This is a genomic window from Bordetella petrii (assembly GCF_000067205.1).
In the GTDB taxonomy this organism is placed as follows: domain Bacteria; phylum Pseudomonadota; class Gammaproteobacteria; order Burkholderiales; family Burkholderiaceae_B; genus Bordetella_A; species Bordetella_A petrii.
In genome coordinates, this window is record NC_010170.1 from 4,976,956 (window position 1) to 4,990,679 (window position 13,724).

Consider the following 13,724-nt stretch of genomic DNA (forward strand, 5'->3'; position numbering starts at 1 on the left):
CATGCAGCCCTCGCCCTGGCACGCCGGCGAACTCGCCCTGCAATCGCAGGCGGGGGCGCTGGCCAAAATGGATGACGTCGGCCGCCGCTACGTGCGCGACTATATGCCCGATCAGCATCGTGGATTTTTCGCGCAGCTGCCTTTCGTGGCCATCGGCGCCGTGGCACCGGATGGCGCGGTGTGGGCCACGCTGCGCGCAGGCAGCCCCGGCTTCCTGGCCAGCCCCGATCCGCGCCGCATGACGCTGGCCCTGGCCCGCGAGGCCGGCGACCCCGCCGATGCCGGCCTGGAAGACGGCAATGCCATCGGGCTGCTGGGCATCGACCTGGCCACGCGCCGCCGCAACCGCATGAATGGCGTGCTGCGCCACGCCTTGGGCCAGATCGCCTACGTCGACGTGGAACAAAGCTTCGGCAATTGCCCGCGCTATATCCAGCAGCGCAGCGTCGCCTTCACGCGCGATCCCGCCGTGCCGGCAGACATACCGCCGCAGGCGCTGGATGCCCTGGATGACCGCGCCAGGACGCTGATCGCCCGTGCAGACTCGTTCTTCGTGGCCTCGTATGCGGACCTTCCCGACACGACCCGCCAGGTAGATGTGTCGCACCGCGGCGGCAGGCCGGGATTCGTGCGCCTGGACAGTGACGGCGGCATGACCATTCCCGATTTCTCGGGCAATCTGTTCTTCAACACGCTGGGCAACTTCATGGTCAACCCCAGGGCCGGGGTGACCTTTGCCGACTTCGACAGCGGCGAGCTGCTGCAGATGAGCGGCCGCGCCGAAGTTATTGTGGATTCTCCCGACATCGCCGCGTTCCAGGGCGCGGAGCGGCTCTGGCGCTTCTTTCCCGACGTCATTGTGCGCCGCGAGCAGGCCCTGCCGCTGCGCTGGACGCGCGACGACGAGGGCGCTTCGCCCGCCTCGCTGCTGACCGGAAACTGGGACGAAGCCGCCGGGCGCCGGCGCGCTACCGACCTGGCCGAGCATTGGCGCCCGTTCCGCGTGGCGCGCATCGTGGACGAAAGCAGCACCGTGCGGTCATTCCACCTCGAACCCGCCGACGGCGCCGGGCGCATCGTGCACCGCGCCGGCCAGTTCCTGCCCGTCCGCCTGGCGATACCCGGCCGCGCAAAGCCCGTGGTGCGTACCTACACCCTGTCGGTGGCGCCGTCCGACCCGGGCTACCGCATCAGCGTCAAGCGCGATGGCGCGGCCTCGCAACACCTGCACGACCAGGTGAAAGTGGGCGACATGATCGAAGCCCGCGCCCCGGCCGGCGCCTTCACCATGGAACCCGCCGCCGGGCGCCCGGCCGTGCTGCTGGCGGCCGGAATCGGCGTGACGCCCATGCTGGCCATGCTGCGCCACATTGTTTATGAAGGCCGGCGCACCCGGCACATGCGGCCCGCCTGGCTGTTCCATGCGGCGCGCACCCTGCGCGAGCGGGCCTTTTCCGAGGAAATCGCGTCGCTGCAGACGCAGGGCGACGGCGCGATCCGCGTCGTGCGCCTGCTCAGCGACCCGGCCGGGGCACAGGCCGGCAGCGACTACGACGAAGCCGGCCGCATCGATATCGCCGTGCTGCGCAGGCACCTGCCGCTGGACGACTACGATTTCTACCTGTGCGGGCCGGCTTCCTTCATGCAATCGCTGTACGACGCGCTGCGCGCGCTGCGCATAGCTGACGACCGGATTCACGCGGAGTCATTCGGCGGGTCGTCGCTGGTACGGCAGCAGCCGCCCGATGCGCAGCCGCAAGCCCCGTCCCCGCCGCCCGCGGTCGAACCGGCGCCGGTATTCTTCCGGCGGTCCGCCCGGCAGGCGCAATGGAACCCGGGCGACGGCTCGCTGCTGGAGCTGGCCGAAGAGCACGGGCTGTCGCCCGAGTTCGGCTGCCGCAACGGCAGCTGCGGCACCTGCCGCACGCGTATCGTGCAAGGCGCGGTGGCCTATTCCAAGCGTCCGGCATACACGGTGCCGCAAGGCCATGCGCTGATCTGCTGCGCGGCCCCGGCGGCCGACGGGCCGCCCTTGCAACTGGAGCTCTGACAACGGGAAACCTCGACCAACAGTTATATGTCCGGCTACGCCATGCCGCGCAAGTCCGCGCGTTCATCCACACGCCACAGATCAGCCAGGCGTGCCGCCGCCGCGTCCGCCCCCAGAAATGGCGTGGCAAGCTCGATAAACTTGGAGTCCAGCTCGGCGTCGCTCAGGGGATCTTCGGGATCGCCTTTGCGGTTGGCCTGAAAGCAGGTCCGCCGCTCGCCAGAGTTGAATTCAAGCTCGACCCGGGCAGACCGGCTCGCCGGAAAGGCCGCGTCGATATCGGGATCCGCGTGCACATCGATACGGTCGATGAGCGCTTCGATTTCGGGATCGAAGACGCGTGCGTCTTCATAGGCGTTCAGACGCACGCTTCCATGTAGAAAGGCGTGCGCCACCACGTAGCGCAGGCTGAAGCGCGCCTCGTTGGCTGTTGCCGGCTTGCCGTAGCACGCGATGTCCAACGCAGGCCGATAGGTGTGCACCCGTATCCGGCGAACATCCCGGATGTCGAAATGCTCGCCCGCGCGCAACGCCAGCGCGGCATCAATGGCCGCGAACGTATGCCCGCAGCCCACATGATTCTTGAATGTCAGCTTGGTAATGTGAAAGTCCTTGCCCAGCGTTTGGCCAATGCTATCCCACGCGGGACCGTCGCTCATGGCCTGGCCCAAGCCCCCTTTACCGTCCAGCATGTCCACGGCGCCCGTCAGCCCTTGCCGCGCCGCCCTTACCGCCAGCACGCCGGCCTCGGCCGCCCGCGCGGCATGCAGCGGCTTGCACATCGAGTCGCTACGAAACGCTTGTTGCAAGCCGGCCGCGAACGTGGCGGCAATGCCCAACGCGTGGGCAAACTGAGACTGATTCAGGCCATAAGCGGAACCCGCCGCCGCGGCCGCGCCGAACGTACCCACCGTGCCAGTGCTATGCCAGTACCGATAGTGCGCGCGGCCCAGCAACACGCCGATCCGGGTAGACACCTCGTAGCCCGTTACGATGGCCTTCAGCAGGCGCGCCCCGCTCAAGCCCTGTTCCTGGCTAGCGGCAAGCGCCGCCGCGATGGTCGCCGCCCCCGGGTGATACATCGCGTCCCGATAGCTGTCATCCAGTTCGGCGGCGTGCGCGGCGGCGCCATTGATCAGGGCGGCGGACCGCGCCGTCGCCCGCCCTGCGCCTACCAGTTCGGCAGCATCCGATGCCGGTTCATCCAGCAATAGCGAACGGAGTATCGTCACCGCGGCGTCGGACGTGCCGGGATAAGCAGCCGCATACCAATCGATGAGGGCACGCTTGGCGTGCCGCACGACCTCGCCGGGCAGGGATTCCTGCTGAATCTGGTCAGCAAACGCGCTCAGGACTTCTATGGCATGCATATGGCCGCTTCCATGTGACGTTCGAGTTTCTGAAGCGCCGCATGGCCGGAGAATGCGGCGGACTCTTGTTCAGGGGTTATCGGTGATCCCTGCGTCCTTGACGATCTTGCCCCAACGAGCCTCTTCCTGCTTCACGAATTCCCCCAGCGCCTCGGGTGTACCCACAGTCGCGACCAGGCCTTCGAGCTCCAGCGCCTTTTGGAAGTCCGGCCGTTTCGACACTTTCTTGATCGCGGCGTTCAATTGATCAATTACCGCCTTCGGGGTGCCTTGCGGCACGAACACGCCGTACCAGCTATCGACGAAATACTCCGGCTCGCCGGATTCAGCCACCGTGGGCACGCCGGGATAGGCAGGCGAGCGATCCTTGGTCGTTACCGCCAGCGCCCGCAATTGGCCACTCTTTATGTGACCGCTGACGCTGGCCGACGTCGAGAAGATCATGTCGATCTGTCCGCCGATCAGGTCGTTGATTCCGGGGCCTGCGCCCTTGTACGGCACGTGCAGGATGTCCACCTTGCCCAGGCTCTTGAACAGTTCGCCCGCCAGATGCGCAGACGTGCCATTGCCATACGACCCAAACGTCAGCTTGCCCGGATGGGCCTTGGCATACGCGAGAATGTCCTGCACGCTCTTGAACTGGGATTTCGGCGACACCACCAGAACATTAGGAGACTTCCCTATCATCGCTACCGGCGCGAACGCCTGATCCGTGTCGTAGGGCAGCTTCTTGTGTATGGCCGGATTCACCGCGTGCGCGAAGGTCGACATCAACATGGTGTAGCCGTCCGGCGCGCTCTTGGCGACGTTTTCGGTGCCGATAATGGTGCTGGCGCCTGGGCGATTCTCGACCACCACCGATTGGCCAAGTTCATCGGTCAGCTCCCTGGCCAGCTGACGGGCAACAGTATCGGTGCCGCCGCCGGGTGTGAACGGCACCACGATCCGCAATGGCCGATCCGGGAAGGCCGCCCATGCCTGCGGCGCCGCCAGCACACCCGCCGTCAACAGTATGGCGCCGAGCGCCTTGATGCGTCGCGTCGCGACCTGGCTAATCTTCATGAATAGTCTCCTGGTATTTACGGCGCCTATCTGAGTGCGGCGCATGAGAAAAGTGTAGGAGCGGCAAACTCGTTTGCCACCCCATCAATTCCATCCACTGGAATTACGTTGACGCGTCCCGCAAGACCGCGATGCCGTCAGCCGCGTATGCGCCCTGCCCCAGCGGTTTGACGAACAGCGGGTTGATCTCGGCTTCCAGCAGCTGATCTTGCAAGGCCTCGGCCATGCGCGAGAACGCCAGCACGGCCTCGACCAGCGCCGGAACGTCCGTACGCTCCCGTCCGCGATAACCGTTCAGCAGGGGCCACGTTTTCAGGCGCCGCAAGGCCGCCTCGACCTGCTCCGCACTCAACGCCGAGCCATCCTCGGGCAACAGCAGCAAAGTGGCATCGCGGACCAGTTCGGCGACCACGCCGCCCATGCCCAACAAAATGGCGGTGCCCAACGGGTCTTTGTGCAAGCCGACAATCACCTCTGCCGCGCCGGAGATCATTTCCTGGACCAGGTACGCGTCGGGTTCGCTGCCGGTATGCCGCCGCACGTCCTGCGCCATCTGCCGCAGCCGCTGGGCGATGTCTTGCGCCGCAATATTGACCGCAACGCCGCCTACGTCGCTCTTGTGCGTTATTTTTCCGGACAAGAGCTTCAGCACCACGCGCGGCCCCAGCTTCCGCGCGGCCTCGATCGCCTCGGCTTCGTTGCGCACGATGATCTCTCGCACGCCTTGAACGCCAAAGCGGGCGAACAAGGCCTTGGCCTGGGCCTCGTCGAGTGAACCGTATTCGTTGCACGCCGCCGGCGTCTGCGCCGCGCGCGGCCGGGATGCCGTTCCCGCATGCATGTCGCGCGCCTGCACTTTCCACATCGCCGACAACGCCGCGCTGACGCTCTCCGGCGCGTAGAAGGCCGGGATATCGAAACGACTGATCATCTCCGCCGCGGCGGGAGCATGCGGACTGATATAGGCCATCAGGGGTTTGTCGCTCAGCGCGAGCGAATCCCTGAGCGCACCGGCCATCAGCTCCGGCTGCGCCACGGCGGATGACCCCACGATGACGACCAGCGCATCGTACTCGTCGCTCTCCAGCACGATGCGGATTGCGCTGCGCAGCAGGTCTGGCTGCAGGCCAGCCAGCGTCACGTCAATCGGATTTCGGTCTAACGCCGCATGGTCGCCCTTTTGCAGCGCTCGCAGCGCTTCGCCCGTGCGTGCATCCGGCGCGGGCAGCGCGAACCCCGCGACACCCAGGCAGTCCGCGACCAGCGTGCCCGCGCCGCCCGTCGATGTCAGGATCGCCACCCGGCGGCCACGGAGCTTGCGTTCGCCAGCCAAGGCGGCCGGAATATCCAGCAGATCCGAGAAGGCCTGCGCGCGAATGATGCCCGCCTCTTCAAACAGGGCGTCATACATGCCGTCCGCACCCGCCAGCGCCCCGGTGTGCGACGCGGCGGCTTGCGCTCCGGACTCCGAGCGTCCGATCTTGAAGGCCACGATCGGCTTTCCTGCGAGCGCGGCCTTGCGAGCGGCCGCGCGGAATGCCCTGGGGTTGCGGATGGTCTCGACGTAGAGCGCGATCACACGGGTCGCCGGGTCGTCCGCCAGCGCGTCGACAAAGTCGGCCAGGTCCAGGTCGACCTCGTTGCTGGTGGAGATCAGTTTCGAAAAGCCGATGCCCCGCGCCACGGCGCGCGACAGCAACGCGCCCAGGATGCCGCCGCTCTGCGACACCAGGCCAATCGCGCCGCTATGCAACTGATCGACCTCCAATGCACCGCTGGCGGACAAGATGATGCGATCGGTCAGATTGACCAGCCCGATCGTGTTCGGCCCCAGAATGCGCATGCTGCCAGCCGCTTCAAGCAGTTCGCGCTGGCGGCGCGCGCCGCCTTCTCCGGTCTCGGAATAGCCGCTGGCCAGCACGATTGCCGCGCCCGTGCCGATAGCCGCCAGATCACGGACAGCCTGTTGCGTACGCTCTGCGCCGAGCAACACAATCGCCACGTCCGGCGCCTCCGGCAGGGACTGCGCGTCGGGATAGCAACGCAGGCCGTCGATGTCGGAAGCCTTGGGGTTGACCGGGTACACCCGGCCCTGGAATCCATGCTTGCGCAAGTAGCCCACCGGCCGGCCCGACGTCTTGGCCGGATCGGCCGAGGCCCCGACCACGGCCACGCTTTGAGGGCGCAGTAACTTCGCGAGCCCGGTCATTTTTTTTCTCCCTTGGCTTGGGCCATCCTGGCCAGAAACGCCGCCACGGAGTCGCGATGCTCGGTGCTCGTGTAGCAGATACCCTGTGCCTGGCTGCCCATCGCGAACACCTGGTCTGCGGTCAGTTCAGAGCTCTGATCCAGAATCGACTTGCTCAGGGCCAGCGCGGTGGGAGATCCTTGCGACAGATCGGCCGCCCACGCCTGCGCCGCCCGCAGTTCGTCGCCAGCCGGGACCAGGCGATCGGCGATGCCCAGCGCGAGCGCCTCGTCGGCCGCCACCTTGCGGCCGGAATAGATCAGATCCTTGGCGCGCGCCAGGCCTACCCGACGAGGCAAGAAATACATGCCGCCCCCATCCGGGATCAGGCCACGCGCGATGTAGCTCCAGGTAAAGGTCGCGTTTTCGGACGCGACGATGAAATCGCAGCTCAGCGCGGTGTCCGCGCCCAGCCCGGCGGCCGCGCCATTTACTGCCGCAATCGTCGGCTTGGGCATGTGGAACAACAGGCCGACCGCATGGTGCACTCGCTGCTGACGGAACCAGCCATTGAAAGCCACCTCGCCCGCGGGCGCATCCATGCGTCGCTGCATGCCCGAAATATCCCCGCCGGCACAGAACCCTTTTCCTGCTCCAGTCAGAACCAGCGCCCTGATGGCGCGATCCTGGGCAACGGATTCCAGGGCATGGATCAGCTCGGCGCGCATCGGGTCGCTGATCGCGTTGCGCTTTTCCGGCCGATTCAACGTCAGCGTCGCCACGCCCTGATCAGATTGAAGTTTGATGAATTCGTAGTCCGCCATCTCTAAGCTCCGTCATATCGAAAGGCCAGTTGCTCCGGTTGCAGGTTTTTTCTTGGCTGGCATTAACGACACAGTAGGCGTTACAGTGGCGGAAAACACGCTCCTATTTCCACAGAATGGAATTACATGGCAGCCTCCGCGAAGCCTGCAGCCCGCCCTGAAGCCCACCGCCGTTTCGATGGCGTCAGCCAGAACCGATCGCTGGAACGCGGCCTGGAGATACTGCGCGCGTTCCGCCCCGGCACCGATTTGTTGGGAAACGGCGAACTGGCGGAACGCACGGGGTTGTCGGCCGCAACGGTCAGCCGGCTGACGCAGACGTTGGTAACCAGCGGTTTCCTTGAGCATGATCGCGCAGCGCGTGCGTACCGGCTGGCCGCGCCCGTGTTAAGCCTGGGACACGCCATGCGCGCCGCCTCGCCCGTGCTCAAGGCGGCCGCGCCGCTGATGCAGGACTTGTCCATCAAGCTCAAGGTCAACGTCGGCCTGGCCGCCCCGGACCGGGCCGAAATGATTTATCTGGAGTCTTTCCGGTACAACCGCAAGGCTACGCTGCGGTCCATCGTCGCGGGCCAACGTGTTCCCATCGAACTGACATCGCTGGGACGCGCTTACCTGGCCACCTTGAACGCGGAGATTCGCGACGCGCTGTTAAGCGCGATCAGGCGCGGCTACCGCAGCGCCGCCTGGGAACCCATCGGCGCCGCTGTCGACAAAGCCATCGCCAAAGTCGCGGCCGACGATTACTGTGCCGCCTCGTGGCAGCCCGGTGTGGTCGCGTTGTCCACGCCCCTGATGCTGCGCGGCGGGCAGGCCTTGGCGCTGAATCTCAGCCTGACTACCGACGAGTCCGCTGCGCCAATCGCCCGGCGACATGCCAAGGACCTGCTGACGCTAAAGGAACGAATTACCCATGAGATCGAGCGCAGGGATGACGACGGCTGATTCCACCCGGCCCTTCGCTACCTAAGTAACTGTAAACTATAGGTTTTATTCTCAACGTTTCAACGGTCGGATTCCCAGATGGCAACGAGTAAGCCCGCAAGCATAGCTATGATTTCCTTGGGCTGTCCCAAGGCCCTGGTCGACTCCGAACGCATCCTCACCCAACTGCGGACCGAAGGCTATCAGGTCACGCCCAGCTACGACGACGCCGACGTGGTGGTCGTCAACACCTGCGGCTTCATCGACAGCGCCAAGGCCGAATCGCTCGAAGCCATTGGCGAAGCCATCGCCGAGAACGGCAAGGTAATCGTCACCGGCTGCATGGGCGTCGAAGAGTCGGTAATCCGCGAAATACACCCCAGCGTGCTGGCCGTGACCGGCCCGCAGCAGTACGAGCAGGTCGTGCTCGAAGTGCACCGGGCCGCGCCGCCGAAGGCCGACCATAACCCCTATGTCGACCTGGTGCCGCCGCAGGGCGTGAAGCTGACGCCGCGCCACTATGCCTACCTGAAGATTTCCGAGGGCTGCAACCACCGCTGCAGCTTCTGCATCATTCCGTCCATGCGCGGCGACCTGGTCAGCCGGCCGGTGGGCGACGTGCTGAGCGAGGCCGAACGGCTGGTCAAGGCAGGCGTGAAAGAACTGCTGGTAATTTCGCAAGACACCAGCGCCTATGGGGTCGACCTGAAATACCGCAGCGGCTTCTGGAACGGACGCCCCATCAAGACGCGCATGACCGAGCTCTGTGCGGCCTTGTCCGAACTGGGCGTCTGGACGCGCCTGCACTACGTGTACCCGTACCCGCACGTCGACGAGGTGATCCCGCTGATGGCGCAGGGCAAGGTGCTGCCCTACCTGGATATCCCCTTCCAGCACGCCAGCCCGCGCATCCTGAAGGCCATGAAGCGCCCGGCCTTCGAAGATAAGACCCTGGCGCGCATCAAGCGCTGGCGCGAAGAATGCCCCGACCTCACCCTGCGCTCCACGTTCATCGTGGGCTTCCCGGGCGAAACCGAGGCCGACTTCCAGTACCTGCTCGACTGGATGAGCGAAGCGCAGCTCGACCGCGTAGGCTGTTTCCAGTATTCGCCGGTAAACGGCGCGCCCGCCAACGAACTGGACGGCGCCGTGCCCGATGAGGTCAAGCAAGAGCGCTGGGACCGCTTCATGGCGCACCAGCAGGCCATCTCGGCCGCCCGCCTGCAAACCCGCGTGGGCCGCGAGATCGACGTGCTGATCGACGAAGTGAACGCCGACGGCGCGGTGGGCCGATCCAGCGCCGACGCGCCCGAAATCGACGGCTGCGTGTATGTCGGCAACGCCGCCACGCTGCGGCCAGGGGACATGGCGCGCGTGCGCATCACCGCCGCCGACGAATACGACCTGCACGGCGACGCAGTCTAGCCCCCCTTTCACGCGCCAGCCGACAGACTGCCCAAACCAGCGCCCCAGCGCCTTTCACCAACCCGAGTCCCGCGCCGTCCGGCCAGGCGGCGCGGGCGCGTTGGGCGGCGGGGCAGCCTGCGCAGCAGGCCGAGGGCGCCTGCATGCGCCCGAGCCCGACGCACGGGCGCCAGCGCCGCCTGGCCGGACGGCGCGGGGCGCCCCAAGAAAGAACGGACGCAACAACGGTAGGCGCAACCAAGACCGGACCGAACCGAACCGAACGCCAAAACCAACCGCCCACTCGTCCGCCCCGGGAGTCGCCCTCCGCTCACGCCCGCACGTCAACTCCTCGCCAGGAAATCCGACAAATCATCGGCGTGCTCTTCCTCCACGGCCAGAATCTCTTCCAGCAGCCGGCGCGTCGTGGGGTCTTTATCGCCCACGTAGTCGACCATCTGGCGATAACTGTCGATGGCGATGCGCTCGGCGATCAGGTTTTCCTTGATCATCTCGGTCAGCGTATTGGCTTCGACATACTCCGAGTGGCTGCGCTCCAGCAGCCCCACCGGAGACAGATTGGGCTCGCCACCCAGTTGCACAATGCGCTCGGCAATGCGGTCGGCGTGGCTGAGCTCCTCGGCGGCGTGCTCGGCGAACTCGGCCGCCACGGGCTCGGCATTCAACCCGCGCGCCATGAAATAGTGGCGCTTGTAGCGCAGCACACAGACCACTTCTGTAGCCAGGGCTTCATTCAGCAGCTTCAGCACGGCCTCGCGGTCGGCCCGGTAGCCCTCGGTGACCGCGCCGGACTCGATATCCTGGCGCGCCCGGGCGCGTATCGCGGCCACGTCCATGTCGAACGACCCCTGGCGGGACTGGGATTCAGATGTTTGCGGCATATTGTTGGCTCCTTCGTTTATGTGGCGCGGGGCAACACAAACAACGCCCCCGGGCGCCTGCCAACCCAGTGTATCGACGCTGCCGTGCCCAGGCTGTGTCTAAACATTGCCTGGTCTATCTGGGGTGCGTCCCCAAGTTGCGTAAACTAGTTACTGAATCCCAGCCAAAATTCGCTGCAACTTTGTAACTGGCTCTTATCTGCCGACCATGAAACTGAAGAACATATGTGTTTATTGCGGCTCCAATGGCGGCCGCATTCCTGCCTACGCCGACGGCGCGCGCGAACTGGCCCGTGAACTGGTGCGCCGCGATATAGGCCTGGTGTACGGCGGGGCCAGCGTGGGCATCATGGGCATCGTGGCCGATGCCGTCATGGCCGAGGGCGGCCGCGTCATCGGCATTATTCCCGAGCCGCTGATGCGCAAAGAACTGGGCCATTCCGGCCTGACCGAACTGCACGTGGTGCAGTCCATGCACGAACGCAAGACCATGATGGCCGAACGCGCCGACGGCTTCGTGGCGCTGCCCGGCGGCGCGGGCACGCTGGAAGAAATTTTCGAGACCTGGACCTGGGCCCAGCTGGGCATGCACGAAAAACCGTGCGGCCTGCTGAACATCGCCGGCTACTACGACCAGCTGGCCGGGTTCCTGGATCATGCCGTGCAGGAGTCGTTCATGCGCGCCGAGCATCGCGCCATGCTGGTCGTGGAAAGCCAGCCCGCCGCGCTGCTGGACCGCTACGCCGCCTACCAGCCGCCCACCGTGTCCAAATGGATCGACCCCGGCGAACATTGAACTGAACCTCGTCTATCGGGTATTTCCGCCATGCCAACAGCTACGGTCACCCCAGCCAGTACGGCGTCCTTGATGCGCGACTACCTGCGCGCCAAGGACGAAAACCGCCCCCTGTATATGGCGCGCGCCTTCGCCGCCGACGCAGTGCTGAAGATGACGCTGCGCACCCAGGCCATCGCCTTCCCGCCCGAAGCGCGCGGCCGCGAGGCCATTACCGACGCCCTGGTGCGCACCTTCGGCCAGACCTACGAAAACGTCTTCACGTTCTACCTGGCCCATCCGGGCGCAGACGCGGTGCTGCCCGATTACACCTGTGACTGGTTCGTGGGCATGACCGAGAAGGCCACCGGCCAGGTGCGCGTGGGCTGCGGCAGCTACGACTGGGAGTTCCAGCCTTCGCCCCACCTGGCGCGCCGGCTGACGATCACCATCGAGACCATGCTCAGCCTGCCGCCCGACACGGCGCCTGCAGTGTTTGCCTGGCTGACCGCGCTGCCCTACCCCTGGACTGACGCACAGCGCCTGGTGAACAGCGCGCCTCCCATCGAGGCGCTGGCCCCGGTCATGCATTGGGTGCGCCGCGCCGATCGCGACGCTTATCCGGTGGACGGCACCGCTTGAAATACGATCTGGCGGCATTCGATTTCGACGGCACGCTGGCCGACACCCTGCCCTGGTTCGAATCCATTCTGGACAGCGTGGCCGACAAGTACGGCTTTCGCAAGGCCGATGCGGCCGAGCGCGCCCGGCTGCGCCATCACAGTGCGCACGACATCCTGAAGATACTGGGCATTCCCATGTGGAAAATGCCGGCCATCATGACGCACGTGCGCCAGCTGATGCGCGAAGTCGACCCGAGCGTGCGGCTGTTCGACGGCATGGCCGAGGCCCTGACCCAGGTGCGCGCCAGCGGCCTGCGGCTGGCCGTGGTGAGCTCGAACTCGGCCGCCAACGTGCGGCGGGTGCTGGGGCCGCAGGCCGCCGAATGGTTCGACGATTTCGAGTGCGGCACCGACATGTTCGGCAAGGCGGCCAAGCTGAAGCGGCTGCTGGCGCGACACCAGGTGGCGCCGCAGCGCTGCGTGCTGGTGGGCGATGAAATGCGCGACATCGACGCCGCGCGCAAAGCCGGCGTGCGCGCGGCCGCCGTGGCGTGGGGCTACAACCATGTGGATGCGTTGCGCACCCACAATCCGGACGACATCATCCTGGCCGTGGCCGACCTGCCGGCCGTCCTTACTCGCTCTTGAGCGGGTGCGCGGGCGGCTGCCAGCCTCGCACGAATACGTCCACGGGCTGGCGCTTGCCGCCGGCCTTCTGCAATTCGAGCAGGCGCAGCACGCCCGATCCCGTGGCGATGTCGATGCCCTCGGGGCCTGCGCGCAACACGCTGCCGGGCGCCTGGGCGGCCGATGCGTCCAACGCCTGCGCGCGCCATACCTTGACCGGTTCATCCAGCCCCGGCAGGCGCAGCGTGGCGCCCGGCACGGGGTTGAACGCGCGCACGCGCCGGGCCAGCAGCGCGGCGGGCTGGGCGCAATCGAGCGCGGCTTGCGCCTTGTCCAGCTTGGCGGCATAGGTAACGCCATCTGCCGGCTGGGGCCGGGCCGGCAGGTTGCCGGCCTGCAAGGCCGCCAGCGCCTGCACAATAGCCTGCCCGCCGGCGGCGGCCAGCGCATCGTGCAATTGCGCGGCGGTATCGGCGGCGCCGATGGGCACGCGGTGTTCGAGCAGCATGTCGCCCGTATCCAGGCCTTCGTCCATCTGCATGATGGTCACCCCGGTCTGGGTGTCGCCGGCTTCAATGGCGCGCTGGATGGGCGCTGCGCCGCGCCAGCGCGGCAGCAGGCTGGCATGAATGTTCAGGCAGCCGCGCGGCGGCAGCGCCAGGGTCCAGGCCGGCAGGATCAAGCCGTAGGCCGCCACCACCATGACTTCGGGCGCGGCCTGGCGCAGTTGCGCCTGGGCCTGCGCGGCGTCATCGGGGTAGCGCCCGTCCAGCCGCAGGCTGCGAGGCTGCGCCACCTCGATGCCGGCCGCCAGGGCAGCCTGCTTGACGGGGCTGGGCGTCAGCTTCAGGCCGCGGCCGGCGGGCCGGTCGGGCTGGGTCAACACCAGGGGAATATCGTGGCCGGCAGCCAGCAGGGCGTCGAGCGCGACGCGGGCGAATTCCGGCGTTCCGGCAAAAACCAGGCGCATGGGGA

The 13,724-nt window shown here is 66.4% G+C and carries 12 protein-coding genes; 6 read left to right on the forward strand and 6 right to left on the reverse strand.

Annotation, left to right across the window (positions count from 1 at the left end; genetic code table 11):
- Position 1 precedes the first annotated feature (1 nt).
- On the forward strand, positions 2-2,050 hold the full coding sequence (locus tag BPET_RS23875) for a 2Fe-2S iron-sulfur cluster-binding protein (RefSeq protein ID WP_012251541.1): 2,049 nt from the start codon (positions 2-4) through the stop codon (positions 2,048-2,050).
- Positions 2,051-2,085: 35 nt separating this feature from the next.
- Here BPET_RS23875 and BPET_RS23880 read toward each other — a convergent pair whose 3' ends face one another.
- The 4 genes from BPET_RS23880 to BPET_RS23895 all read right to left on the reverse strand — a co-directional run bounded on the left by BPET_RS23880 (position 2,086) and on the right by BPET_RS23895 (position 7,494).
- Entirely contained in the window at positions 2,086-3,420 is a 1,335-nt protein-coding gene (locus BPET_RS23880; RefSeq protein WP_012251542.1) for an MmgE/PrpD family protein, read from the reverse strand.
- A 69-nt stretch (positions 3,421-3,489) separates the two neighbouring features.
- Entirely contained in the window at positions 3,490-4,482 is a 993-nt protein-coding gene (locus BPET_RS23885; protein ID WP_012251543.1) for a Bug family tripartite tricarboxylate transporter substrate binding protein, read from the reverse strand.
- Positions 4,483-4,585: 103 nt separating this feature from the next.
- Complete coding sequence (locus BPET_RS23890) at positions 4,586-6,691, reverse strand: acetate--CoA ligase family protein (RefSeq protein WP_012251544.1); 2,106 nt, start codon at positions 6,689-6,691, stop codon at positions 4,586-4,588.
- Complete coding sequence (locus BPET_RS23895; RefSeq protein ID WP_012251545.1) at positions 6,688-7,494, reverse strand: enoyl-CoA hydratase/isomerase family protein; 807 nt, start codon at positions 7,492-7,494, stop codon at positions 6,688-6,690. The genes BPET_RS23890 and BPET_RS23895 overlap by 4 nt, the downstream gene beginning before the upstream one ends.
- Before the next feature lie 126 nt (positions 7,495-7,620).
- On the opposite strand from BPET_RS23895, the gene BPET_RS23900 reads away from it, so the two are divergent.
- Positions 7,621-8,439 carry an IclR family transcriptional regulator gene (locus tag BPET_RS23900; protein ID WP_012251546.1) on the forward strand — a complete coding sequence of 273 codons (819 nt, stop codon included), beginning with the start codon at positions 7,621-7,623 and terminating at the stop codon, positions 8,437-8,439.
- A 78-nt stretch (positions 8,440-8,517) separates the two neighbouring features.
- Complete coding sequence (gene rimO / locus BPET_RS23905) at positions 8,518-9,843, forward strand: 30S ribosomal protein S12 methylthiotransferase RimO (RefSeq protein ID WP_012251547.1); 1,326 nt, start codon at positions 8,518-8,520, stop codon at positions 9,841-9,843.
- Between the two features lie 323 nt (positions 9,844-10,166).
- On the opposite strand, the gene BPET_RS23910 is transcribed toward rimO, so the two are convergent.
- On the reverse strand, positions 10,167-10,724 hold the full coding sequence (locus tag BPET_RS23910) for a ferritin-like domain-containing protein (protein WP_012251548.1): 558 nt from the start codon (positions 10,722-10,724) through the stop codon (positions 10,167-10,169).
- A gap of 208 nt (positions 10,725-10,932) precedes the next feature.
- On the opposite strand from BPET_RS23910, the gene BPET_RS23915 reads away from it, so the two are divergent.
- From BPET_RS23915 to BPET_RS23925, 3 genes are read left to right on the forward strand one after another with little or no spacing between them, the layout of a single operon-like run.
- Positions 10,933-11,520, forward strand: a complete 588-nt coding sequence (locus BPET_RS23915) for an LOG family protein (protein ID WP_012251549.1) — start codon at positions 10,933-10,935, stop codon at positions 11,518-11,520.
- 30 nt (positions 11,521-11,550) lie between these two features.
- Positions 11,551-12,141 carry a hypothetical protein gene (locus tag BPET_RS23920; protein WP_012251550.1) on the forward strand — a complete coding sequence of 197 codons (591 nt, stop codon included), beginning with the start codon at positions 11,551-11,553 and terminating at the stop codon, positions 12,139-12,141.
- The gene (locus tag BPET_RS23925) at positions 12,138-12,770 is read left to right on the forward strand and encodes an HAD-IA family hydrolase (protein ID WP_012251551.1); all 633 of its coding nucleotides are present in this window, start codon (positions 12,138-12,140) and stop codon (positions 12,768-12,770) included. The genes BPET_RS23920 and BPET_RS23925 overlap by 4 nt, the downstream gene beginning before the upstream one ends.
- Here the strand turns inward: BPET_RS23925 and fmt are convergent.
- Positions 12,757-13,719 (reverse strand): methionyl-tRNA formyltransferase, encoded by a 963-nt coding sequence (gene fmt / locus BPET_RS23930; RefSeq protein WP_012251552.1) that lies wholly within the window; start codon positions 13,717-13,719, stop codon positions 12,757-12,759. The two genes, BPET_RS23925 and fmt, sit on opposite strands and share 14 nt — an antisense overlap.
- Positions 13,720-13,724: the final 5 nt, after the last annotated feature.

What these genes read in the sequence shown, in the direction of transcription:
- rimO (WP_012251547.1), top strand. Translation starts at nt 8,518, where the DNA reads ATGGCAACGAGTAAGCCCGCAAGCATAGCTATGATTTCCTTGGGCTGT.
- BPET_RS23890 (WP_012251544.1), bottom strand. Translation starts at nt 6,691, where the DNA reads ATGACCGGGCTCGCGAAGTTACTGCGCCCTCAAAGCGTGGCCGTGGTC.
- fmt (WP_012251552.1), bottom strand. Translation starts at nt 13,719, where the DNA reads ATGCGCCTGGTTTTTGCCGGAACGCCGGAATTCGCCCGCGTCGCGCTC.
- BPET_RS23920 (WP_012251550.1), top strand. Translation starts at nt 11,551, where the DNA reads ATGCCAACAGCTACGGTCACCCCAGCCAGTACGGCGTCCTTGATGCGC.
- BPET_RS23885 (WP_012251543.1), bottom strand. Translation starts at nt 4,482, where the DNA reads ATGAAGATTAGCCAGGTCGCGACGCGACGCATCAAGGCGCTCGGCGCC.
- BPET_RS23910 (WP_012251548.1), bottom strand. Translation starts at nt 10,724, where the DNA reads ATGCCGCAAACATCTGAATCCCAGTCCCGCCAGGGGTCGTTCGACATG.
- BPET_RS23915 (WP_012251549.1), top strand. Translation starts at nt 10,933, where the DNA reads ATGAAACTGAAGAACATATGTGTTTATTGCGGCTCCAATGGCGGCCGC.
- BPET_RS23880 (WP_012251542.1), bottom strand. Translation starts at nt 3,420, where the DNA reads ATGCATGCCATAGAAGTCCTGAGCGCGTTTGCTGACCAGATTCAGCAG.
- BPET_RS23895 (WP_012251545.1), bottom strand. Translation starts at nt 7,494, where the DNA reads ATGGCGGACTACGAATTCATCAAACTTCAATCTGATCAGGGCGTGGCG.
- BPET_RS23875 (WP_012251541.1), top strand. Translation starts at nt 2, where the DNA reads ATGCAGCCCTCGCCCTGGCACGCCGGCGAACTCGCCCTGCAATCGCAG.
- BPET_RS23900 (WP_012251546.1), top strand. Translation starts at nt 7,621, where the DNA reads ATGGCAGCCTCCGCGAAGCCTGCAGCCCGCCCTGAAGCCCACCGCCGT.